General features: G+C 69.5%; 22 protein-coding genes and 2 tRNA genes. 9 read left to right on the forward strand and 15 right to left on the reverse strand.

The window, feature by feature from the left end; genetic code table 11:
* Window positions 1-43: 43 nt before the first annotated feature.
* Window positions 44-754: a tyrosine-type recombinase/integrase gene (locus ABD093_RS19690; RefSeq protein ID WP_425546210.1), complete on the reverse strand. Its 711-nt coding sequence runs from the start codon at window positions 752-754 to the stop codon at window positions 44-46.
* 341 nt (window positions 755-1095) lie between these two features.
* Between ABD093_RS19690 and ABD093_RS03980 the strand changes: the two genes are divergently transcribed.
* The gene (locus ABD093_RS03980) at window positions 1096-2073 is read left to right on the forward strand and encodes a phosphotransferase family protein (RefSeq protein ID WP_343922609.1); all 978 of its coding nucleotides are present in this window, start codon (window positions 1096-1098) and stop codon (window positions 2071-2073) included.
* A gap of 58 nt (window positions 2074-2131) precedes the next feature.
* Here the strand turns inward: ABD093_RS03980 and ABD093_RS03985 are convergent, their stop codons facing one another.
* Both ABD093_RS03985 and ABD093_RS03990 read right to left on the reverse strand, forming a co-directional pair.
* Window positions 2132-2905 (reverse strand): ABC transporter ATP-binding protein, encoded by a 774-nt coding sequence (locus tag ABD093_RS03985; protein ID WP_343922611.1) that lies wholly within the window; start codon window positions 2903-2905, stop codon window positions 2132-2134.
* 77 nt (window positions 2906-2982) lie between these two features.
* On the reverse strand, window positions 2983-3198 hold the full coding sequence (locus ABD093_RS03990; RefSeq protein WP_193116148.1) for a heavy-metal-associated domain-containing protein: 216 nt from the start codon (window positions 3196-3198) through the stop codon (window positions 2983-2985).
* Window positions 3199-3387: 189 nt separating this feature from the next.
* Here ABD093_RS03990 and ABD093_RS03995 point away from each other — a divergent pair, with 189 nt between their 5' ends.
* A complete protein-coding gene (locus ABD093_RS03995; RefSeq protein ID WP_343922612.1) occupies window positions 3388-4272 on the forward strand; it encodes a maleylpyruvate isomerase N-terminal domain-containing protein in 885 nt (294 codons plus the stop codon).
* Window positions 4273-4343: 71 nt separating this feature from the next.
* Here ABD093_RS03995 and ABD093_RS04000 read toward each other — a convergent pair whose 3' ends face one another.
* The 5 genes from ABD093_RS04000 to ABD093_RS04020 all read right to left on the reverse strand — a co-directional run bounded on the left by ABD093_RS04000 (window position 4344) and on the right by ABD093_RS04020 (window position 9021).
* Window positions 4344-5087 carry a Pr6Pr family membrane protein gene (locus ABD093_RS04000; protein ID WP_343922614.1) on the reverse strand — a complete coding sequence of 248 codons (744 nt, stop codon included), beginning with the start codon at window positions 5085-5087 and terminating at the stop codon, window positions 4344-4346.
* Window positions 5084-5869 (reverse strand): NAD-dependent epimerase/dehydratase family protein, encoded by a 786-nt coding sequence (locus tag ABD093_RS04005; RefSeq protein WP_343922616.1) that lies wholly within the window; start codon window positions 5867-5869, stop codon window positions 5084-5086. The genes ABD093_RS04000 and ABD093_RS04005 overlap by 4 nt, the downstream gene beginning before the upstream one ends.
* Window positions 5870-5956: 87 nt before the next feature.
* Window positions 5957-6748, reverse strand: coding sequence for a GTP pyrophosphokinase (locus tag ABD093_RS04010; RefSeq protein ID WP_343922617.1), 792 nt, complete (start codon window positions 6746-6748; stop codon window positions 5957-5959).
* A gap of 142 nt (window positions 6749-6890) precedes the next feature.
* Complete coding sequence (locus ABD093_RS04015; protein ID WP_343922618.1) at window positions 6891-7775, reverse strand: methylenetetrahydrofolate reductase; 885 nt, start codon at window positions 7773-7775, stop codon at window positions 6891-6893.
* 1 nt (window position 7776) lies between these two features.
* The gene (locus ABD093_RS04020; protein ID WP_343922619.1) at window positions 7777-9021 is read right to left on the reverse strand and encodes a glycine cleavage T C-terminal barrel domain-containing protein; all 1245 of its coding nucleotides are present in this window, start codon (window positions 9019-9021) and stop codon (window positions 7777-7779) included.
* Between the two features lie 141 nt (window positions 9022-9162).
* On the opposite strand from ABD093_RS04020, the gene ABD093_RS04025 reads away from it, so the two are divergent.
* Window positions 9163-9909 carry an IclR family transcriptional regulator gene (locus ABD093_RS04025; RefSeq protein WP_343922620.1) on the forward strand — a complete coding sequence of 249 codons (747 nt, stop codon included), beginning with the start codon at window positions 9163-9165 and terminating at the stop codon, window positions 9907-9909.
* Between the two features lie 11 nt (window positions 9910-9920).
* Here ABD093_RS04025 and ABD093_RS04030 read toward each other — a convergent pair whose 3' ends face one another.
* Window positions 9921-12467, reverse strand: a complete 2547-nt coding sequence (locus ABD093_RS04030; protein WP_343922622.1) for a GcvT family protein — start codon at window positions 12465-12467, stop codon at window positions 9921-9923.
* A gap of 141 nt (window positions 12468-12608) precedes the next feature.
* Here ABD093_RS04030 and ABD093_RS04035 point away from each other — a divergent pair, with 141 nt between their 5' ends.
* Window positions 12609-13352 (forward strand): GntR family transcriptional regulator, encoded by a 744-nt coding sequence (locus ABD093_RS04035; protein WP_193116117.1) that lies wholly within the window; start codon window positions 12609-12611, stop codon window positions 13350-13352.
* A 100-nt stretch (window positions 13353-13452) separates the two neighbouring features.
* Here ABD093_RS04035 and ABD093_RS04040 read toward each other — a convergent pair.
* Together ABD093_RS04040 and ABD093_RS04045 are read right to left on the reverse strand one after the other, a co-directional pair.
* Window positions 13453-13528 (reverse strand) — tRNA-His (locus ABD093_RS04040).
* Between the two features lie 178 nt (window positions 13529-13706).
* Entirely contained in the window at window positions 13707-14690 is a 984-nt protein-coding gene (locus ABD093_RS04045; protein WP_343922625.1) for a diaminopimelate dehydrogenase, read from the reverse strand.
* A gap of 169 nt (window positions 14691-14859) precedes the next feature.
* Between ABD093_RS04045 and ABD093_RS04050 the strand changes: the two genes are divergently transcribed.
* Both ABD093_RS04050 and ABD093_RS04055 read left to right on the forward strand, forming a co-directional pair.
* Entirely contained in the window at window positions 14860-15213 is a 354-nt protein-coding gene (locus ABD093_RS04050) for a thiamine-binding protein (protein ID WP_193116115.1), read from the forward strand.
* 3 nt (window positions 15214-15216) lie between these two features.
* A complete protein-coding gene (locus ABD093_RS04055) occupies window positions 15217-15708 on the forward strand; it encodes a DUF6630 family protein (protein ID WP_193116114.1) in 492 nt (163 codons plus the stop codon).
* A gap of 78 nt (window positions 15709-15786) precedes the next feature.
* On the opposite strand, the gene orn is transcribed toward ABD093_RS04055, so the two are convergent.
* A complete protein-coding gene (gene orn / locus ABD093_RS04060) occupies window positions 15787-17745 on the reverse strand; it encodes an oligoribonuclease (protein ID WP_193116113.1) in 1959 nt (652 codons plus the stop codon).
* 94 nt (window positions 17746-17839) lie between these two features.
* Entirely contained in the window at window positions 17840-18472 is a 633-nt protein-coding gene (locus ABD093_RS04065) for a TetR/AcrR family transcriptional regulator (RefSeq protein ID WP_193116112.1), read from the reverse strand.
* A gap of 98 nt (window positions 18473-18570) precedes the next feature.
* Between ABD093_RS04065 and ABD093_RS04070 the strand changes: the two genes are divergently transcribed.
* From ABD093_RS04070 to ABD093_RS04080, 3 genes are all read left to right on the forward strand, one after another.
* On the forward strand, window positions 18571-19962 hold the full coding sequence (locus ABD093_RS04070; RefSeq protein WP_193116111.1) for an MFS transporter: 1392 nt from the start codon (window positions 18571-18573) through the stop codon (window positions 19960-19962).
* Window positions 19959-21161, forward strand: coding sequence for an FAD-dependent monooxygenase (locus ABD093_RS04075; protein WP_343922630.1), 1203 nt, complete (start codon window positions 19959-19961; stop codon window positions 21159-21161). Before ABD093_RS04070 ends, ABD093_RS04075 begins: the two co-directional genes overlap by 4 nt.
* Window positions 21162-21340: 179 nt before the next feature.
* Window positions 21341-21868 carry an acyl-CoA thioesterase gene (locus ABD093_RS04080; RefSeq protein WP_343922632.1) on the forward strand — a complete coding sequence of 176 codons (528 nt, stop codon included), beginning with the start codon at window positions 21341-21343 and terminating at the stop codon, window positions 21866-21868.
* Between the two features lie 39 nt (window positions 21869-21907).
* Here ABD093_RS04080 and ABD093_RS04085 read toward each other — a convergent pair whose 3' ends face one another.
* Complete coding sequence (locus tag ABD093_RS04085; RefSeq protein WP_193116108.1) at window positions 21908-22192, reverse strand: hypothetical protein; 285 nt, start codon at window positions 22190-22192, stop codon at window positions 21908-21910.
* 29 nt (window positions 22193-22221) lie between these two features.
* Window positions 22222-22297, reverse strand: a tRNA-Arg gene (locus ABD093_RS04090).
* Window positions 22298-22331 lie beyond the last annotated feature (34 nt).

Consider the following 22331-nt stretch of genomic DNA (forward strand, 5'->3'; position numbering starts at 1 on the left):
CCCACCAACAAGAGCAGCACCAGCCCAACTACGAGATCGCCGCCTAACTCCCACTGGTCTCATCCACCTTGACAATTTCCGGTTCGCCAACCCGTATTGGCTGGATATGCGCGTCGGCATAGCTCCCCTTTGACGGGAAGAGCCATGGTAGCTCGGGCGAGACACTGTTGAACTGTCGTGCGACGGCGTCCGCTGCGGCGGGAGTTAAAGGCACAGTGCGTTCGCGCCTGCCCTTACCGCGGACGATGAGCGACGCTCCACCGCGTTCATCGATGACATCGGAGCGAGATACTCCTGCGATCTCGCCACGCCGCAGCCCTGCCTCGGCTGCGAGAGTGATCATCGCTCGGACCCTAGTGCTCGAGCTGAGGAGCGCCCTCCGGATCACGGGGTCTGGACACGGTCGCGGCACAGATGTTGGAGCAGGAGCCGGCGGAACCAGTGACAACGGATCTGAGAGGATCCGGCCGGTTCGGTGCAGCCATGTGGTCCAGACCCGAAGCGATGTCCTTGCACTGCGCCGTGTTGCGGCCTTCCACCGAGGGTTCGCGAGATGCCCAACGATCCACTCGAGATCGAGGGGGTCGGTTTCAGCCGGGACTCCGTTGAGGTACCGACGGACGTGGTATTCGCGCAGTCGCACAGTCGTCTCGGACCGTTCCGAGGCACGTAGCCAGGCGGTCCAAAGAGGGAGTTGTGCGATGGCGTCCATGCAGGACACCGTGCCCCACCTGGACCGCTGATCTCGCGCCATTGCGAGTGGTTGGGGATGACTGGACTGTGTGGAGGAAAGGAGGCCTAGGTGAACAGCTACCTGATCTTCTCTGCTCGAAGCGGCATGCAAGAGTCACCCAACCATCGCGCGCCGACCTCGGCCTTCGCTGAAGTCGACCTCGATCACTGAGCCGAGGTGACGTTCCTCGGGACTCTTAATCAGCGGGTCCGGGGTTCGAATCCCTGATGGCGCACCGACGCTCGAAGCCCCACCGGTTCTCCGGTGGGGCTTCGTCGTGTCCCGGGATGGTCGGAGGTTGCTGAGGAGCCCGATGCCGCACCGCTCGATCCGCTCCGACGCGACCGTGGAATCATGACCGCATGATGCTCGACCCCTCTGCGACGATCCATCCGCTCGATCAGCACCGCGACCCGTCCAGTGCCGCTCTGGTCCGGGATCTGGCTGCCGAGGTCGCAGCCCGCCACGGTGGTGACCTCTCGCAGATGCGGCGAGCCAACGGGATCTCGAACGCGACCTGGGTCGGTGGCGGTATCGCGGTGCGAATCGCGCATACACCGGTCGATATGGCTCGTGAGGTCGCCCTGGTGCGTGCTCTCCCGGACGCCGTCGGACACCCGGAGATCCTCGCGGATGGCACGTCTGAGGGGCATGGCTGGATCGTGACCCGGGAAATGCACGGCCAGAACCTGTACGAGGCATGGCCGACGCTGTCAGCTGCAGAGCGGCGGGAGGCGATCCAGCAGCTGTGGACGCGGTGCCAGCTCGTGCACGAGGCGAGCCGGACCCTCGCCGCGCACGTCTCCTCGCACGGAGGCTTCGTGCCGGCGACGCTCGGCGATGCCACGGCATCGGCAGAACGCGCCGCTGTCGCGCTCGGGCTGTCCAGTGCCCGTCGGTCGCGGCTCCACGACCTCCTCGCGGACTACTTCCGGACTGCACCCTTGGTGGAGCACGTCGTCAACCATGGCGACCTCGCCCTGATGAACGCCCTCTGGGACGGAGGGGTCGTCGCCCTGCTGGATCTCGAGTTCGCGGTGCGCGGCCCGGTCGCGATCGATCTGTGCCGCTTGGTCTGCGAGGCCTGCGTCTCCGAGGAGGGCGAGCGTGTCGACTCGGAGGCGGCCGACGCCGCGGTCGAGATCGCCGCTCGTCAGCTGGACCCGAGTCATGGTCGAGTGCTCCTCCACGGTGCGGCGATCCTCGACCAGCTGCGCGACCTCGACATCTTTCTCGCCTGCGACAGCGCTGAGGAGCGTGCCGCGCACTGGCGCCCGGCCCGGCTGCTCATCGGCCTCCTCGACCCGGACGGCGGCTATCTGGCGCCCTTCGTGAGGTGACAGGGCCGCCGGGACCGGCGGCATGATGCAGGACGCTGGTGTCGCGAGCGGCGCGGGCTCAGCGGAAGCGCTGCACGGCCTGCGGGGCGCTCTCGGCGAGCTCGCGGATCTCCCCGTGCTCGGTATGGGCGAGGACCTCCTCCAGGGAGCCCCGAGCCAGGATGCGGCCCTCGCCGAGGAAGGAGATCTGCGGGCACAGCCGCTGCAGCAGCTCGATGTCGTGGGAGGCGATGAGCACGCCGATCCCGAGGCGCTCGATGACGTCACGCAGGGTCGAGCTGATCTCTCCGCGCATGCCGGGATCCACGGCCGTCAGCGGCTCGTCGAGGATCAGGATCTCGGGGCGGGTGGCGAGCGCGGTGGCCAGGGCGACGCGCTGCTTCTCGCCGCCGGAGAGGGTCATCATGCGCCGGCCCAGGAAGTGCTCACCCAGGCCCACGGTCTCGAGCATCTCGGCGGGGGAGACCGCGTGGGTGCGACCGCCCTTCCGGGCCACCTTGGAGGCATGGTCGAGACGGCCGGAGACGGTTTCCCGGGGCTCGACGACCGTCATCGCGTACTGCGAGACGAAGCGCACCGCGGCCCGGAAGGTCCTGTGATCCTTGCCGCGCAGCTTGTGCACATTGCGACCATCCAGGGTGACCTGCCCGGAGCTCGGCTTCATGTCTCCGCGCAGCACGCCGATCAGAGTTGTCTTGCCGGCGCCGGATGCCCCGAGGAGCCCCTGCGGGGGCCGACCGGCGGCGATCGACAGATCGACCCCGGCCAGGACAGGTTCGCCGGGATATCCGGCGTGCAGGGAGGTGGCAGTCAGGGTGGTCGAAGCAGGCATTCGGCTCTTCTCTCGCGGTTCGGGGACTGGAGAGACGATATCGGTGCGGCCTGAGGCCTGACTGCGACCCGACGGATTCAGGCGCGAGTCGCCGAGTATCCGGCCTCGGTGACGGCCGCGAGCACCGCCGCATCCTCGAGCTGGTGCTCGGAGGAGACGACCAGGGAGCCGGTCTCATGGCTGACATCGACGTTCTGTACGCCGGGGATCTCGCTGACCTCCTCGCGGACGGACATCTCGCAGTGGCCGCAGGTCATGCCGGTGACCTGGAAGGTGCTCGTGGTGGCGCTCATGGGGTTCTCCGTGACGTCGTGGGGTGCCTCGAGGGAGGCCGGATACACGGCCATTTATACCCCATGGGGGTATGTGGGTCAACGGCGGTCCGGCTGCGGGCGGGGCAGGCCCGCGATCTCGGTCCCGCGATCGGTTCGGCGGCAGCAGGTGACCTGTCGGCTGTCCGTCCGCTGTGCTTGGATGGCTCCATGAGCATCGATGCCCTGACCGCGATCCGCGACGAGGCGGATCGGCTGGCCGCAGCCCTCGCCGCCGCCGACCCCGAGCAGAGGGTCCCCACCTGCCCGGACTGGAACGCCGCGGACCTGCTGTGGCACGCGACGGAGGTCCCCGAGTTCTGGTCCGCGGTCCTCGCGCAGGGGGTCACGACCGACGAGGGGGCTACGGAGATCGAGGAGTCCGCGACCCCGCGGCCCGACGATCTCGAGGAGCTCCGCCAGCGTCGTGCGGCGGCGGTGGACGGCCTCCTCGAGCAGCTCGGAGCGCACTCCGATCAGGAGCCCGCCTGGTTCTGGTTCTCGGCGCGGCAGGACGTCGGCGTCATCCGCAGGATGCAGCTCCATGAGGTGACGATCCACCGCGTCGATGCCGAGCTCACCGCGGGACGGCCCGTGACCGCGATCCGCGAGGACATCGCCCATGCGGGTCTCGAGCATGTGCTGGAGGTGATGTGGCCGGCCGCCTTCGACTGGATCCCGGACTGGGCCACCACCGCGCCCGTCGCGCTCGTGGAGATCACGGCCGAGGGCGGCGCCGTGCAGTCCCTGCTCATCAGCCGGTGGTCCGGCACCCGGCCCCGTGACGGCAAGGAGTTCGACGCCCCCGTCGGCCGCCTGCTCGACGCTCCCGCAGGCGCAGGCGCAGGCGCAGGCGCAGGTTCGGGCCCGGACGCCGACCTCGACTCCCTCCCGCGCGCCGCAGTCAGCGGATCGGCGACCGCTCTGGATCTCTGGGCATGGGGGCGGAGCCTCGCCCTCGAGCACTGTGCCGGCGGGTCGGAGAGGGTCGAGATCGTCGGCGACTCCGAGGCCATCGCCCAGCTGGAGTCACTGCTCGCCCAAGGGCTCGACTGACGCCCAGGGCCTCATCCCGCAGGTCGTCGTCCCAGGCGGTGAGCGGTTCGCCGGCGTCACGCCCGGCGACCTCACGCTCGGGAGCGAGCTGCCTCCCGGTGCGCCGACGAACCCGTCCGCAGCCGCCCGCCGAGCAGGTGCAGGAGTGTCGCGACCGCGAAGAAGGCGACCAGCACCACGACCGTGGTCAGCAGCACCTGCGACCACGAGGACAGCGTCGGATCGAGGAAGCCGTAGGGGTACCAGCCGGTGATTCCGCCCCGCACCCAGGTGAGGGCGAGGAAGAGGACCGGGTAGAGCTGCCACCACAGGATCCTGCGGGCGGCTGGCGGCCGGGAGCGGGGCGTCAGCAGCCAGTCGGCGACGGCGACCACCGGGGCCAGACGATGCAGCACGATCCCTGTCCATCCGATGTCCCAGCGCAGCAGCTCGTCGAGCGGTGCCACGAGCAGCGCATAGATGATCCCGGTCATCGCGAGGTAGAACGCGACCGCGCCGCGCACGTCGTCGAACCACACCGGATGCCGGGCGGTCCACATCGTGCCGGCGATCACGAGGGTCACGAACATCAGGTTCGACTGATTCGTGAAGTACGAGATGTTCTGGGCGAACAGGCCGTCCTGCAGCGCCCCGGCGGCGTTCGCGACCAGGGCGGCGAGCACCAGCAGGGCGACCAGCATCCGCAGGGCGGACGCGGCGTGCACCAGCGCCTGCCGGCGCGACCCGGAGGAGCACCCGCGGGAGGCCGTGGAGGACGGGCCGACGTGCCGCGCGGACGACCGCGTGACGGGATCCCCGGTGGGGGAGGAGGTCATGAACCCAGCGGCCACGTGTCGCGGACGTCGGCACCGCCTTCGACCACGTGCTCGGTGGCTCCGGCCAGATCGGTCCAGGAATCCTCGGGTCGATATCCCAGCTCGAGCGTGGTGTTGGTCAGCGACCAGCGGCGGTTGGGGTTGTTCGAGATCGCGTAGTAGATCCCGAAGCGCACCTCGGCCTCGATCGCGCAGCGCACCACCTGCTCGCAGTCCTCGCGGCTGAGCCACATGGCGCGCAGGATGTCCTCCTGGGCCTCCAGGGGATCATCGCTCACCCACCCGATGCGCAGGGCGATCACGTCGAGGTCGTATTCGTCGTGGTAGTAGCGGCCGATGGCCTCGCCGAAGATCTTGGAGACGCCGTAGAGGGAGTCCGCCCGGGGGATCTGGTCGGGATACACGGGCCATTGCTCGTTCCGGTCGTACATGCCCATGGCGTGGTTGGAGGAGGCCAGGACCACACGTCGCACGCCCGCTCGGCGAGCCGCCTCCAGGATGTTCCGCTGCCCCACGATGTTGGCGTCGAGCACGGCATCCCACGGGGATTCCGGTGACGCGGCGCCGGCGAGGTGCACCACCGTGTCGACGCCGTCCATCAGGTCGAGGACCTCGTCGAGCACTCCGAGCTCGGCAGTGCGGAAGTCGGTGCCCGGCGGGGCGTTCTCGCGGCTGCGGTCGTGGAGGACCAGGTCGTAGTCCTCCCGCAGTCCCTCCGCCAGTCGGGAGCCGACGCCGCCTGCGGCGCCGGTGATCAGCACGCGTCTCCTGGAGTTGCTCATGAGCCCATTATGAGCACCGGCCAGGTGCGGGGTGGAACCGCTGGGTGATCTGCCCGGCAGCCTTCCCGGCAGTCCGGGAGCGCTGCGTCAGGGAGACGAGTGAGACGGGGACGCGGGCGGGGACGGTGACGCGGAGACGGTCTCCCCGCGGTCGGGCATCGGGCGGATCTCGTCGCGCATGCGTTCCATCCGCTCGTCGAGATCCGCGGCGACGCGGGCCGCGTCGTCGAGCTCGGCGCGCAGTCGGCCCGGGAGGTTCTTGCGGTACTTGTAGCTCAGCTTGTGCTCAGTGCTGGCCCAGAAGTCCATGGCGATCGTGCGCAGCTGCAGCTCGACGGGCACGTACTCCGTGTGCTCGGAGAGGAAGACGGGGACCCGCACGATCAGGTGCAGCGAGCGGTACCCGTTGGGCTTGGGCTCGGCGATGTAGTCCTTGACCGTGAGCGTCTCGAGGTCCGGCTGGCGGCGCAGCATGTCCGCGATCCAGTACACGTCGGAGACGAAGCTGCAGGTGATCCGCACCCCGGCGATGTCGTGGACCCGTGCCCTGATCGCCGGAACCGTCATCTCGCCGCCGGTGCGCACGGCCTTCTCGATCAGGCTCTCGGTGCTCTTCAGGCGCGAGCGCACGTGCTCGATCGGGCTGTAGTCGTGGATCTGCTCGAACTCCTGGCGGAGGATGTTGACCTTCGTCTGCACCTCATCGATGCCGAACTGGTAGTGCATCCGGAGCTGGACGAGCTCGTCGTGGACCTGCTTCATCTGCGCGGCGAGGAGCCCCTGGTCGGCATCGGGGCGTGTCAGCTCATCCTGACGCGTCGCGACCATCTCCCGGACGCGGTCCTGCCACTGGTCGTCCTGAGGGTCCGGTGTCTCCATCGAAGATCTCCTGCCGTGATCGGTTCGCAGACCGCACGATCATGGCAGAGATCGCTGAGGCTGCGATGCACAACAGGTCCCGACGATGCACAACGGGGCCGGGCGCTCCGGGAGGCGGCCGACAGCTCCCGACGGGGCGAGTTCAGCGGGAGACGGCCGGGGACTCGTCCCCACCGCGCCTCCCGTCCCCGCTGTGCCACCAGGCCGCGCTCGCCTCCACGGCGTTGAACGTATAGACGTGGAGCCCCTCGAGTCCGTAGCGGGGGTCGGCGAACGACGGGGCGAGCTCCTCGAGCAGCGTGTCCGGGGACCAGCCGCCCGGTCCGAGCAGGTGCCGGATCCCTGACCCCTGCCGCGTGAGCAGGCGCAGCGACGGTCCGACGCCGACGCGAGCCCCGATGCGCAGCAGCCGGGCGACGTCCGTCGGACCCGCGATACCGGGGCGCACGGGCGTCCGCACCCCGTGCTCGCGCAACCGCCGCACCCAGTCCAGCAGTGCGCCGGCGTCGAAGCACAGCTGGGTGACGAGCACGGACGCGTACCGCGCCTTCTCCTGGAGGAGGCGCATCGACTCCGCCTCGGACGGGGCGAACGGGTGGCCCTCCGGATATGCGCCCACCCCGATCTCGAAGGACCGGCCACTCGTGCCCATCGCCTCCAGCAGGTGCAGTGACCCCTCGAAATCCCCCGCGGGATGCGGGGCGTCGCCGGCGATGACGAACAGCTCCTGCACTCCGGAGCTGGCGAGGTCGTCCAGGATCCGCTGGAGCTCGGCCTCATCGGCGATCTGCCGGGCCGCCAGATGGGGGATCGCGACATAGCCCTGCTCGGCCAGGGCGCGGGCTGCGGCGAGCGTGGCATCGAGGCCGTGCTTGCGGGATGCCGTGACGCTCACGCGCATGCCCGGCGGCAGGTGCGCGGCCACCGTCGCGATGATCCCGGGCACCGGGATCACTTCGAAGCGGGTGCCGCGCACCAGGGCGTCGGGCCACGGACCCTCGCGGCGCGGGCTCTGGTCGCCGGGCATCTCAGCCGCCTGCCACCGGTCCCGTGCGGCGAGGGGCTGAGGCGTCCAGGGCGGTGACATCGCTCTTGGGCTGTTCCTTCGTCGGGTCGATGAAGGGCTTGGCGACCACCACTGCGGAGACCAGATCGGAGCCGGAGTCGTCCCGGGCCCCGACGTCGACCTGCAGCGCCGTGCCCACCTCGGAGTGCTCGACCGAGACCATGGCCAACCCGATGTTCTTCGCCAGGCGCGGGGATCGGCAGGCCGAGGTGACCTCGCCGATGCGGGTGCCGCCGGCATGGACGGGGAGCACGTCGATCATCGACCCGTCGTTGTAGGTGCCCAGGTCCGGGCCGTCGATCTCGAGCCCCACGAGCTTGCGCCTGGGGCCTTCGGCCTTGATCCGGGTGAGGGCCTGCTTGCCGATGAAGTCCGCCTCCTGGTCGAGGTCCACCATCCAGTCGTAGCCCATGCCGATCTCGAACGGATTGGTGTCCACCGTGATGTCCGCTCCGTGGGCGAGCATGCCGCCCTCGATGCGACGGATATGGCACGGCCCGATGACCTGCAGCCCGTGGGCCTGCCCGGCCTCCCAGACCTTCTCCCACAGCCGCACGGCGTTCTTGGACGCCTCGTGAACGTAGATCTCGTAGCCGATCTCGCCGGTGTACCCGGTGCGGGAGACGGTCACGTCGATCCCGTCGATCTGGAAGTCATGCAGGTAGTAGTAGCGGATGTCGGCGACGGCGTCGCCGAGCAGGTCCCGCATGACGGCATAGGACTTCGGCCCCTGCACCTGCACGGGGCCCACATCGATCTCCTCGATGCTCACGTCCATCCCGGCATGGGTGGCGACGCCGCGGGCCCACAGCAGGATGTCGCTGTCGGCGAGGGAGAGCCAGAAGCGGTTCTCCTCGAGGCGCAGCAGGATCGGATCGTTGAGGATCCCTCCGTGCTGGTCCGTGAGGAAGACGTACTTGCACTGGCCGACCGCGCACTTCGAGAGGTCGCGGGTGATCAGCAGGTTGGTGAAGTCGAAGGCGTCGGGGCCGGAGATCTCGATCTGACGTTCGACGCCGACGTCCCAGAGGGTGACGCCCTCCAGCAGCGCCCAGTACTCGGCGATCGGGTCGCCGTAGTGCCGGGGGTGGTACGTGTGGTTGTAGACGCTGTACATCGCGACCCCGTGACGCCTCGAGGCGTAGAAGAACGGGGATTTGCGGATGCGGGGGTAGAGCAGAACTCGGGGGTGCTGGTTGACGCTCATGGTGGCCTCCAAAGGCGGTCCGTACCCTACTGTGGCATTGTGGTGCGCATTGCGCAATGGTCTGCGTAATGCGCAGAGAGCTGATGGTGTGGTCGAGCGGACGGGGCGTGGGACATGGTGGAGCCGGGGACTGTGCAATCGGTGGATCGAGCCGCTCGCGTGCTGGAGATCATCGCCCGTGACGGGGAGTCGAGCGTGGGGCGGATCGGTCGTGAGCTGGAGGTCCACGGCTCCACGGCATCCCGCCTGCTCGCCTCGCTCGCGGCGCATGATCTCGTGGAACGACTCGAGGACTCCGGCACGGTGCGGCTCGGCGTCGGCGTCCTGCGTCTTGCTGCGGCGACCCGTTCGCGGCTCGATCTGACCGCCCAGGCGCGCCCGGTGTGCGATGCGCTCGCCGAGGAGCTGGGGGAGACCGTGAACGTGGCGGTGTATCGCGATGGCGCGGCGATCAACGTGCATCAGGCTCAGGGGACCAGCACTGTGGCGATGCACAACTGGATCGGGGACAGGACCGTCCTGCATGCCACCTCGAGCGGCAAGATGCTGCTCGCTTATCTGGAGCAGAGCGAGATCGAGGCTCTGCTGGCGGCGCCCCTGGAGCGCTTCACCGGGCACACGATCACGTCGGTCGCCGTGCTGCGGGACCAGCTGCAGCAGGTACGGGAGCGCGGCTGGGCGCAGGCGGTCGAGGAGTACGAGGAGGGGCTGAACGCGGTCGCCGCCCCGATCCGCGGCCCCGAGGGCGCCGTGGTCGCCGCGCTCTCCGCGGCCGGGCCGACGTACCGCCTCGCGCCCGAGTCGCTGCCCGCCGCCGCACAGGCCCTGCGGAGGGCCGCAGAAGAGATCTCGCGCCGCCTCGGGTACCGGGCCGACGTCACCGGCTGATCGGGTCGGGGTCAGGCCTTCATCCGGGCATCCTCGGGATCGAACGGGGGCGTACGGCCCACGCTCAGCACGCTCGCCGCGTGGCGGGCGCCCAGGTAGTCCACCTGCAGGCGCGTCCCGACCTGCGCGTGCTCGGGCGGGAGATAGGCCATCAGCAGGTAGCGGCCGAGCGAGGGGGCCGGGCCTGCGGAGGTGACGAAGGATCGCCGTCCGCGGGCATCCGTGATCGTCGCACCGTCCTGCGTGAGGATCGGTTCGCCGCCGGTCATGCACCGCGCGCGCCCGTCACCCGTTCCCTCCTGCGCGCCGTGGTCCGTCCCGTCGGCCGGCTCCAGGGCGAGGGTGCACAGCATCGTCGCCGGCCCCCGCTCTCTCGACTCCAGGTACGCCTGCTTACCCAGGAAGTCCGCCTTCTTCACCTTCGGCAGCGCCAGATCGGACTCGACCGGGTCGTACTCGGCGGTGAGCTCCGCGCCCATCAACCGGTAGCCCTTCTCCAGCCGGCCCGTGGTCCCGTACACGCCGATACCGGCGGGGAGCACGCCGTGTCCCTGGCCTGCCTCCCACAACAGGTCCCACAGCTGCAGCCCGTGCTCGGTCGCGACATGGATCTCCCAGCCCAGCTCTCCCACATAGGAGATGCGCAGCAAGGAGGCCGGGATGCCGACCAGCTCGACGTCCTGGGCCGTGCCAAAGCCGAACGCCGCGTCGGAGACGTCGGCGGCGGTGATCTCGGCGAGCAGATCCCGGGCGCGAGGGCCCCAGAGGCCGAGAGTGGTCACCGCAGAGCCGACATCGGCCAGCTGGACGGATCCGTCGGCCGGGAGGTGGTCGCGCAGCCAGACCAGGTCCCGACCGCCCTCCGCGCCGCCCGTGATCACCCGGAAGCTCTCCGAGCCCCGGCGCACGATCGTGAGGTCGGAGCGGAACCCACCGGCGGGCGTGAGCAGCGGGGTGTAGACCACGCGGCCGATGCGCACGTCGATCCGTGCCACCGCCAGACTCTCGAGGACGGCGAGGGCCCCCGGGCCGGTGACGTCGAGGATCGCGAATGCCCCGAGGTCCACCATCGCCACCCGTTCGCGCATCGCGAGGTGCTCCGCCTCGATGAGCGGGGACCACCAACGGGCATCCCATTCGTGCTCCCGCGGGGAGATCCGCTCAGCGAACTCCTCCAGCAGGGGAGCGTTGGAGGCGTACCACTGGGGTCGCTCCCAGCCGGCGGCCTCGAAGCACACCGCACCGAGCGCATCGGTGCGCGGATGGAACGGGCTGGTGCGGGAGGGGCGGTCGCTCAGCCACTGCTCCCGCGGATGGCTGATCCCGTAGATCTTGGGGAAGCCCTCGGCCGCCCGGGCCCGCACATGGGCGTCGGTGCGGGCGGAGGGGTGGAAGCGCGCGATATCGGACTCATGGGGATCGATCTCGCTGTCGCCGGTCGAGATCAGCTCGGCGAGCAGGCGGCCCACGCCCGCGGCCTCCTTGATCCAGACCGCCGCCGCGGACCACAGCCCGCGCACCTCCGGGGTCTCGCCGATGAGGGCGCCGCCGTCCGGGGTGAGGGAGAGGAGCCCGTTGATCGCGGCCTTCCGCGGCGGGTCGGGATCGGTGAGGAGGCCCGGGAACATCTCCCTCGCGTGCTCGAGCTGCGCGGTGAAGTCCTCGTCGGTGAAGGGGAAGCTCGTGGGGGAGGCCTGGCCGGGCGCGCCGTAGGCAGGGATCTCCTCGGGGCGGTGCAGCAGCGGCCGGTGGGCGTAGGAGCCGATCTCGAGATCGGGCCCGCGCTGGCGCTCGTACATCAGGCGATCCATGTCGCGCAGCAGCGGGAAGCTGATCCACTCCTTGGTCGCTTCGAGCTGGGGAATGGGACCGACGTCGAGCATCTGGTGCACAGCAGGGGTGAGCGGGATCGCCGCGCCGGCGAGGGCGGCGACGCGCGGGCTCCACACCCCGCACGCGATGACCACGATCTCGGTGTCGATCTCGCCGTGATCGGTGACGACCCGGGTCACGCGACCGCCGGAGACCTCGAGGTCGATCACCTCGGTCTCCGGGCAGAGCGTGAGCGCGCCCAGCCCTTCGGCGCGCTCCCGGAAGAGGGCCCCCGCCGCGAGCGGGTCCACGATCGCCCCGGTCGGCGTGTGGAAGCCGCCGAGCAGCAGACCCGCGTCGCAGTAGGGGACGAGCTCCTGGATCTCGGCCGGGGACAGCAGATGCGCCTCGACGCCCCAGGAGAGGGCCGAGCTCATCCGGCGCGTCAGCTCCTGCATCCGCTCCGGGCTGCGCGCCACCTCGATCCCTCCGCAGGTGGAGAGCACCCCCAGCGCCTCGTACTGGCGCAGCGAATCCACCGTCAGATCGGTGATCTCGCGGGAGTGATCCACCGGGAAGACGAAATTGGAGGCGTGCCCCGTCGAGCCGCCCGGATCCGGCAGCGGGCCCTTGTCGATCTGCACGATGGAGCGCCATCCGAGCTCCGCGAGGTGATTGACCGCGGCATTGCCGACCACCCCGGCTCCGATGACGACGATGTCTGCACGATCCGGCAGCGCTGCCATGACGGCCTCCCGACCACGATGTGAGTATCCTCACGATATATCAGAGAGCGGGGTGACGCCATGGTCGGCGGCGACGGAGGGATCGGGGCTGGGTCTGGACCGGCCGGAACGGGTTCAGAGGAGCCCAGGTACCGGGTGCGCGTGCCGGAACGGGAGACGGCATCCGCCTCGACGGATGCGCTGGCGGGTCTCACCACTTTGGTGCCTGCCGGGGCGGACGTCTCCTCGCTGTCCGCGGTCGCCTACTACCGGATCCGGGACCTGCTGGTCACGCTCGAGCTCGCCCCGGGATCCGGACTCGACGAGCGCATGCTCAGGGAACGGCTGCACCTGGGGCGCACTCCGGTGAGGGAAGCAGTGCGCCGTCTCGCGGATGAGGGATTGGTGACCGTGTACGCCCGGCGCGGCACAGCCGTCGCTCCCATCGACGTCCGGGACCTGACCCATGTCTCCGAGACGCGCGTCGAGCTGGAGGGTCTCGGGGCCCGGCTCGCGGCCGAACGGGCGGACGATGAGGACCGCCGGCTGGCTCGGCAGCTGCGTGCCGAACTCAAGGTGCACACCGCCGGATCCGGGAACTCGGGTCGGGGTGCCACCGCCCAGGCCGTGCGTGCGCTCATCCGGACCGACCAGCGCGTGCATCACTGCGTCCACCGTGCTTCGCACAATCGATACCTGCAGGAGACGCTCGGCACTTACCTGACCCTCAGCCTGCGGCTGTGGTTCCTGGGACTCGAGCGGGTCCGTCACCTCGACGAGGCGGTCACCGAGCACCAGGATCTGCTCACGGCCGTGCTGGATGGCGACGGCGCCGCTGCCGAGCAGGCCGCTCGTGCGCACGTCACCGAGTTCTGGCACGAGATGCGCGAGGTGCTCGTGGGATGAAGAGGTGCTCGTCGGGTGAGCAGGTGCTCGCCGCGCGAGCCGACGAGTGCGCGTGCCCGGGGAGGGGAAAAGAAAAACGCCCTGTCGCCAGGGCGTTTCTTGGGGTGATCGACGGGATTTGAACCCGCGACCGCCTGGACCACAACCAGGAGCTCTACCAACTGAGCTACGACCACCATGTGCGGAACGAATCCCGCAACGAGAGATAACCATACCGTCTCTCAGCAGCGTTCGCCTCCACGAACGGCACTCCGGGAGTGTGAGACACGTTGCATCGGACAGCGCACAGGGAGCCCGGTCATGGGGTGCCGTGCCGGCATCGATCCGGTGCGCGTGCCCTCAGGGAATGCGCCCTCAGAGATCGTCGGCGCGCAGCTGCTCGGGAGACTTCGGTGAGAGCAGGCCCGGTGCCACGTCGAAGGGGGTCTTCGCCCCATGCTCACCGGCGGCGGCCAGTCGTCCCGCCGCGCGGGCGTAGGCGACGAGCACGCTCGCGGTGAACTCGGGGTTCGAATCCTCCTGCAGGCGGTACTCGATGGTCTGGGTCGTTCCGGGGCTGGACTCTCCGGCGCGGATCACGAAGCCGCCGTGGGGCATTCCCTGGTGGTCGCGGGCGAGCTCCTCGGCGCTGAGGAAGGTCACCGACGTCTCGAAAGGCTCGAAGTAATGCGGCATCGTCACGATCTCCTCGCGCACGGCGTCGGCGTCGGCCCCGTCCTCGAGCGCCACGAAGCATTCACGGGTGTGCTTCTCGCGAGTGCTCAGCTCGGGCCGATCGCCGGCGCGGACTCGAGCGATCGCCTCCTGGGAGGGGATCGTGTACTGGACGGCGTCGGCGACCCCGTCCAGGCGGCGCAGCGCGTCGGAGTGCCCCTGCGACAGGCCGCGGCCCCAGAAGGTGTAGGTGGAGCCCGTGGCGAGGATGGCCTCCCCGTAGACGCGGTTGATGGAGAACAGGCCGGGGTCCCAGCCGGTGGAGATGAGCGCCGTGGTGCCGGCTGCGTTGGCGGCGGCGTCGACCCGCGCGAAGTGCTCGGGGATCCGGGCGTGCGTGTCGAAGCTGTCGACGACGGTGAAGTGCTCGGCGAGCAAGGGGGTCTGCTCGGGGAGGTCGGTCTTCGAGCCTCCGCAGAGCACGAGCACGTCGACCTCGTCCTGCATCGTCTCGAGCGCGTCCATCGAGCGCACGATGGTCTGCTCGTGCGCGGCGCTCACCGTGGACGGCGCACGGCGCGTGAACACGCCCACCAGCTCCATGTCCTCCTGGAGCGAGACGGCGATCTCGACGCCCCGTCCCAGGTTCCCGTAGCCGACGATGCCGATCCGGAGCGCAGTCATGGTCCTCATTTCGTGTCGATGCAGAGTGTGGTCCCGACCAGGGACGCTGCCGCAGATCCTACTCACGGATCACACCCGGGGCCGAGCTCGTCGAGGGTCCCGTCGAGTCGCACGGCGTCCGTGCCGCCCACACGTTGCACGGCCCCTGGCGCAGGAGGAGACTGGCCGCATGATCGTCGCCTTCTCCGTCCAGCCCACCGGTGACCCCTCGGATCCAGCCCTCGTGCGCGGGCTCGTCGACGGCACGGACAGCGCCGGCGTTCACGACGCGGTCGCCGCCGCGGTGCGCGTCGTACGGGACTCCGGACTGCCGAACCGCACCTCCTCGATGTTCACCGAGATCGAAGGGGACTGGGACGAGGTGATGGACGTCGTGCGGCGTGCGACCGCCGCGGCGGGGCGGTACGGCTCGCGGGTCTCGCTCGTCCTCAAGGCTGATATCCGTCCCGGCCACGAGGGGCAGCTCGACGCGAAGATCGACCGGCTCGAGACTGCGGTCTCCCACCTCGACGACCAGGGATGAGCCGTGCCGGACTGGACGCGGCTGTGCACGCTCCTCGCGGACGACCCTGAGCTCCCAGGGTCGGTGCACCTCGCGGCCACCGACCCACAGGCCTACCTGGCGACGCAGGCGGATCCACTCCTCGGCGTCGAGGCCGGAGCCGGTGCTGCGGAGCCCGTCGATCCGTGGAACGCCCTGATCGACGGGCTGGACGTGGCCGACGCCCTGGCCTACCTCGACCCGGAGGACATCGGGGCGGAACTGGCCATGGCTCTGGGCGAGGTCGCTCGGGTGTGCCGCTCAGGGGCTGATCTCGAGCCGGTCGCCGACATCACCGCAGGGCTGGAACCGGCGATCCGTCGGGCGGAGGAGATCCTCGCCGCGTTCGACCTGTGCCTGCTGCAGCTGGAGGAGGACACCGACGCGTGCCCTCTCGTGGTCGCGGACATCGGCCACGTCGAGGAGATCGTCGCCCTCGCGGCCGGTGCCGGCCGCGAGGTGCGTCCCGTCGCGTGACGCGGTTCCGAGCCAGCAGGTGCTGAGACAGCGGGCGCTGACTCAGCGAGTACCGAGCGACGAGCTGTCGACGTCGGCTCAGCTCTCCTGGTCGAGCAGGCCGTCGCGCAGAGCGGCGGCCAGGGTGGGCGTGACCGGAAGCCGCGGGATCAGCGTCGCCTGGAAGGCGTGGTAGATGTCCGGCTTGCCCGGCCACGTCACGCCCTGGGGCTCGTTGTCCGCGTCGAGCTCGTGGAACCAGGAGCCGTTCTCGGGATCGAGCAGGTAGGTGGAGATGTACTCCCACCACTGCTCGTAGCGCTCAGCCCAGACCCGGTCCCCGGTCACCTCGTACATCACGGCGGCGGCGCCGACCGCTTCTGCGGCGACCCAGTGCATGCGCTCGGAGGCGACGGGGGCTCCGTCCCAGTCCACGGTGTAGACGAACCCGGGGGCTCCGTCGGCACCGAAGCTCGCCGCCGACTTCTCCATGAGCGCGGTCGCCGATTCGAGCATCCAGTCCGGTGCCGAGCCGTCGGCCGCGATCAGTGCGGCACGACCGTGCAGCACCAGGCGGGACCACTCGATCCAGTGGCCGACCGTGGCGCCGTACGGGCGGAACGGGTGGTTCGGCTCGTCGCGGTTGTACTCCAGCAGCGGGTTCCAGTCGGTGTCGAAGTGCTCCGGCAGGGCCCAGTCGTTGCCGCGCGCGAATTCGTCGATGGCACGGGTCATGATGCCCACCGCGCGATCGAGCCAACGGCGCTGCCCGGTGACGTCGGCCGCGGCGAGGAGCGCCTCGACCGTGTGCATGTTCGCGTTGATGCCGCGGTACTCCTCGCACTGCGTGAAGGTGCGGTCGAAGGTGTCCACGCTCATGCCCGCGGACTCGTCGAAGAATCTCGTATCGAGCACGGCGAGTGCCTCGTCGAGCAGCTCCTGTGCGCCGGGACGGCCGGCGGCCAGCGCTGAGGAGGCCGCGAGCACCACGAAGGCGTGCGCGTAGGCCTGCTTGGAATCGTCGACGGGCTTCCCGTCGGCGACGGACGCGTACCAGCCGCCGTGCTCCGCGTCGTGGAACACCCCTCGCAGCGAGGCGATGCCATGGTCGGCGAAACGGCCGAAGTCCGGGCGGCCCAGCAGGTGCCCGAGGGCGAAGCTGTGCGTCATCCGGCAGGTGATCCACAGCTCCGAGGGGCGGGACAGATCGGCGTCGCCCTCCTCGTCGAGCCAGGCGAAACCACCGTCCTCACGCACCGACTCCGAGCCGAACACGAGGAGCTCGTCGCCCTCGCTCTCCAGCCACGAGCGATGTGATGCCCGCTGGAGCCACGGGACGTGCGTCGCGACGGGGGTCGCGGTCGGTGTCGCCGCCGGTGCTGTCGCGGGGGTCGCAGGGGTCGCGGCGGTCGCCGACGGAGTCTCCTCCTCGGGCTCGTCGGTCAGCTCGAAGGTGCGGGCCGCGTCCCGGGCCTGCGCGGTGGTGGGGCCGGGGGCGTCGACGAGGAACACCTCGCGGTAGTACTTCAGCTCCTGGATCGATTCGCGGATGTCCGCGAGCGCCCGGTGACCGCCGTGCTTGGCGGGGATGTTGTAGTAGACGCGGGGGAACCAGCGCTTGGCGAGCTCCTTGAGGCTGGAGACGTCGATCGTGCGGTAGGACAGCCACTGGGCGAACTCGGGCACGTCGCGATCCAGGAACACCCGGTCGGTGCCCACGCTGTTGCCGGCGAGCGGCGCCCTGCCCGGTTCGGGGCAGTACTGCTGCACATAGGCCAGGCACTGTGCCTGCGCCTCCTCGAGCGTCATCCCGCCGTCGAGCTCGTCGAGCAGGCCGGAGACCGTGTGCATGTTGACCACGAAGGGGTCCATGCCGGTGAGCGATTCGGCCGGCGGCTTGATGACGACGTCGACGCCGTCTCCGAGGATGTTCAGGTCGGAGTCGGTCACGAGCACGGCGATCTCGACGAGCGCATCGCGCTTCTTGTCGAGGCCGGTCATCTCGCAATCGACCCAGATGATGCGGTCGTTGATGGCACGGGAGGAGCTGGAAGTCACCAGGCAACAGTATCGCGGGAGCGCAGCCGGTACGGCAGGGTCAGGCATGAATCCGACCGTGGCTCGGTCAGCGGGGTTCGCGGAGCTCCGCTCGTCAGCCGACGCGGTACGCCCGGAGGAATGCCCGCACCCCGGCGACGATGAGGGGCTGGACCCGGGAATCCGCAGCCGCGTTCGCGGTGCCGAGTCTGTTGATGGTGGCCGCGAAGGTCAGCCCGATGTAGTGATCTGCGGCCAGTCGGGCATCGGGGACCTCCAGCAGTCCGGCGTCCGCCAGGGTCGCGAAGCGTGCACCGATGGCCTCCTCCGGCTCGTCGGACAGCGGACTGTCCTTCGAGCTCGGCAGGCGCTCGGAGTCGGTGCGTGCCAGCCCTTGCAGGGTGGCGTAGTCCGCGGAGTCGAGCCAGTCGTTCGCGATCCGCATCGAGAAGTCGATGAGGGCAGGCTCGAGCTGATCCGCCGCGGCGACGTCGCCGAGTGTGTCATCCAGCGTGCTGCGGATCGTCGCGAGCAGGGACTGACCCAGGCCGTCGAAGACGGCGCGCAGCAGGGTCTGCTTGTCCCCGAAGTAGTCGTACACCGTCCGCTTGGACACTCCGGCCAGGGCGGCGATGGCATCGACGCTCGAGCGGTCGAAACCGTCGGTCACGAACAGCTCCCGTGCGGCCAGGAGGATGGCGGACCGCTTCTGCGGGGACCCCGTGCGCAACGTCTTCGAAGTGGACATTGCTCCACTCTACCGTTACTACACTGCACGGTGTAGTGTAGTGATCGTGTCGGGGCACGCTTCGTGCTCGGCTCCTGAGCGACGAGGGAAGAGGCTCGATGTCCGACGTTCTTGTGTCCCAGGCCCGCATCGGCCGGACGGCGATCGGTGCGCTCGGCGTCCTGGCCCTGGCCCTCGGCACCTTGCAGACGGTGGTCGACCCGGCTCGGCCCATGCTGGAGCGAGAGCTGGGCATCGACTCCTCCGGGGCGGCCCTGATCGTCAGCACGCTGCTGATCACCGGCGCGGTGGTCGCGCCGATCGCGGGCAAGCTCGGGGACCGGTACGGAGGAAGACGTGTGCTGCTCGTGCTGATGGCGATGGTCGCGCTCGGGGGAGTGGTCTCGAGCTCGGCCCCGAACCTGCCCGTGCTGCTGGTCGGCCAGATGCTGCAGGGCGCGATGGTGGGGGCGCTGCCCTTGTCCTTCATCCTGGTGCGCAAGCATCTGCCGCCGGGGCAGACGCAGGTGGCCATCGGTGTCGTCAGCGCGCTGTTCACGGCCGGCGGCATCGCGGGGACCGCGGTCGCCGGGCCCCTGGCCGAAGGGCTGTCCTGGCATTGGATCTTCGGAGCGCCGACGGCCGTGATCATCGTGGCGACGGTGGTCGTCCTCCGCACGATGCCGGATGACACCCCGAGCGAACGGGGAACCGCGATCGATTGGCCCGGCGTCGTCCTCCTGAGCGCCACGCTGCTCGCACTCATGCTTGCGCTCATGGTGGTCACCGGGGGAGGGATGCCACCGCTCGTGGTCGGTGGCGTCGTGCTGGGCGTGGCGGCTCTCGCCGTGGTGTGGGTAGCCGTCGAGCGCAGGGCGGCGTCGCCCATGGTCGAGCTGCGGATGCTGACTGCGCCCGCCCTGTGGAGCGCCGCCCTGATCACAGCCGCCGTCGCGGCCATCTCCTCGGTGCTGCAGACGCTCGTTCCGAAGATGTTCGAGGTGTCCGGCACCGGGTACGGCTTCGCCCTCGGCACGAGCGAGATCGGGCTGCTCATGCTGCCGGCCAGCATCGCCGGCGTGGTGGCCGGCTCGGTCGGCGGGCTGGCCGTGCAGAGATACGGACCTCGGGCCGTGGTGGCAGCCGGCTCCGCAGTCACGGCGGGCGCATTGCTCACCTTGGCACTGGTGCACGACGAGGCCTGGCAGCTGGTCGTGCTACGGGCCGTGGTGGCGTTCGCGGGCAGTCTGATCACCACGGCGCTGCTCGCCAGCACGGCCACCGCTGTCGCCGCAGCCGACACCGGCATCGTCACCAGCCTGCTCGTGGTGATCCGCCTGGTCGGAGCCGTCGTCGGCGCTCAGCTTGCCGGTTCGGTCCTCACCGTGGGCATCGATCCGGTCTCCGATCAGCCGGCCGAGCCGGCCTTCATCGCAGGATTTGTCGTCGCCGGCCTCGTGGCCGCGGCGTCCTTGTTCGTCGTCCGACATCTGAAGGGAACCATCTCATGACATCACCGACTCACCCCTCGACGGAGACCGTCCTCATCTCCGGGGCCAGCATCGCCGGCCCGACGCTGGCGTACTGGCTGCACCGGTACGGCTTCGAGGTCACGATCGTGGAGAAGGCGCGCACGCCACGCGGAGGTGGGTACCCGATCGACGTCCGGGGCACCGCGATCGAGGTGGTCCGACGGATGGGGGTGCTGCCCCGGTTGCAGGCGGCGAATCTCCATATCGAGCGATTCACCTTCGTGGACGCCGACGGCGTGACGGTGGCCTCCCTCCCTCCGCACGAGGTGACCGGTAGCGTCGTGAGCCAGGATCTGGAGATGGGACGAGGGGACCTGACCGCGGCCCTGTACGCAGCGGTCCGGGACGACGTCGAGTTCCTCTTCGACGATTCGATCGACACGTTCGAGGAGCGTGACGACGGGGTTGATGTCGAGTTCCGCAGCGGCAGCCGGCGCAGATTCGATCTGGTGATCGGAGCCGATGGGATGCACTCACGGACCCGACGGCTCCAGTTCGGCGCTGAGGAGCAGTTCCACCGCTATCTCGGCTACGCCTTCGGTGTCTTCACGATGCCCAACACTCTCGGACTCTTCCACGAGCTCACGTTGTGGAACACCCCGGGCCGGGCGGCCGCTCTGTATGCCACCGGGAGCAGTGAGGACGTCCTGCACGCCTTCGTGAATTTCCATCGGTCGGAACCGCCGCGGGGCCTGCACGGGGACCGTGACGCCCAGCGGGCTCTGATCTCCGAGATCTACGCGCAGGCGGGCTGGGAGATTCCGGCCATCCTCCGGGCGATGCAGGATGCCGAGGATCTGTTCTTCGATACGGCCGGCCAGATCCGCATGCCGAGCTGGTCGAAGGGCAGAGTGGCGTTGGTCGGCGACGCTGCGTACGCGCCCTCGTTCCTGACCGGACAGGGTTCCAGTCTGGCGATCGTCGGCGCCTACATGCTGGCCGCGTCCCTGGGCGGGAACCAGGACCATGCTGCTGCCTTCAGAGCCTATGAACGCGACACGCGGGACTTCGTGACGCGGAACCAGGCGTTGGTCGACACCGGTGGCGCCCCGTTGTTCCCCATCACGGCCTCCGCGCTGGAACAGCGCAACACCGCACTGCGCGGCCAGGTCGCGATGCCTCCGTCCGCCGGAGAGCCGGCCCATTCGGCCCTGACGCTGCCAGTCGAGATCTCATGAGCGCGGCGGGGATGCCGCATCGGGGCGGAATCCCCGGCGAGATCGGCGATCCTGCGGCCGGGGAGCCCGCAGGTCCCGTCGGACACGACGACGGTGTTCGGGGCGACGCGACCATGGTTACCATGCAGTCATCGGGGTTCGATGCCGAGCCCGCTGAGTGACTCATGGAGGAGCCCGACGTGAACCTGTACTTCCGCCTGCTGGTGTTCATGATCCGCGTGCGCTTCCGCAGCCGCTTGAGCATGTGGGACACGTCCCGCACGAGCTTCCGCGTGAATCCGGCTGACCTCGACGTGCAGCGGCACATGAACAACGGCCGTTATCTCACCCTCATGGACCTGGGCCGGATGGACCTCATGCTCCGCTCCGGGTTCTGGAAGCGGCTGACCGCCCAGGGCTGGTATCCGGTGGTCGCAGGGCAGTCCATCACCTACCGCAAGTCGCTGGTGCTGTGGCAGAAGTTCGACATCGCCTCCCGGGTGCTCGGGCACGACGATCGCTGGATCTACATGGAGCAGGTCTTCCGCGTGGGGGACGTGGTCTACGCCGACGCCATCATCCGAGCACGGTTCCTGCGGAGGACAGGCGGATCCGTGAGCATCCCGGAGGTGCTCGACCTTGTCGGCTCCGTCCCGCCCGACATGGATGTGCCGGCGTGGGTCACTGAGTGGAACGAGGCCTCCTCGCAACACAGCCGCGAGCTCTGAGCCGGCCGGGACAGCACACGCAACCGGCGCGAGGAGCGGTCAGCGGCGCCGGGTCGACGCACGCTCGGCGGGAGCGTTCTTCGGTGCGGACCGTCGGAGGATCTCCTCGATGCCGCTGAGCACGAGCAGCACGACGACCACTCCGAGCAGCACCCACTGCTCGAAGACGCCGGCGAGGACCCCGGTGAGCACGAGCGCTGCGAGGTAGATGACGTTCAGGACCGTGCGCGAGACGCCGAGCAGGCGTGTGCCGAACCGGCCTCGCAGCAGGCGCAGTCCCAGCAGGAGCACGATCGCGCCGATCGTGACGACCTTCAGCACCATGGGGCGGCTCCAGACACGACGACGGGCGGTGGTGCCCCCAGCAGGATTCGAACCTGCAACCTACGGATTAGAAGGCCGTTGCTCTATCCATTGAGCTATGGGGGCGTCAGTGCGGGCTCGGGCGGCCGAGCCGGAAGCA

The sequence above is a fragment of the Brachybacterium tyrofermentans genome, from assembly GCF_039526165.1.
GTDB classification, from domain to species: domain Bacteria; phylum Actinomycetota; class Actinomycetes; order Actinomycetales; family Dermabacteraceae; genus Brachybacterium; species Brachybacterium tyrofermentans.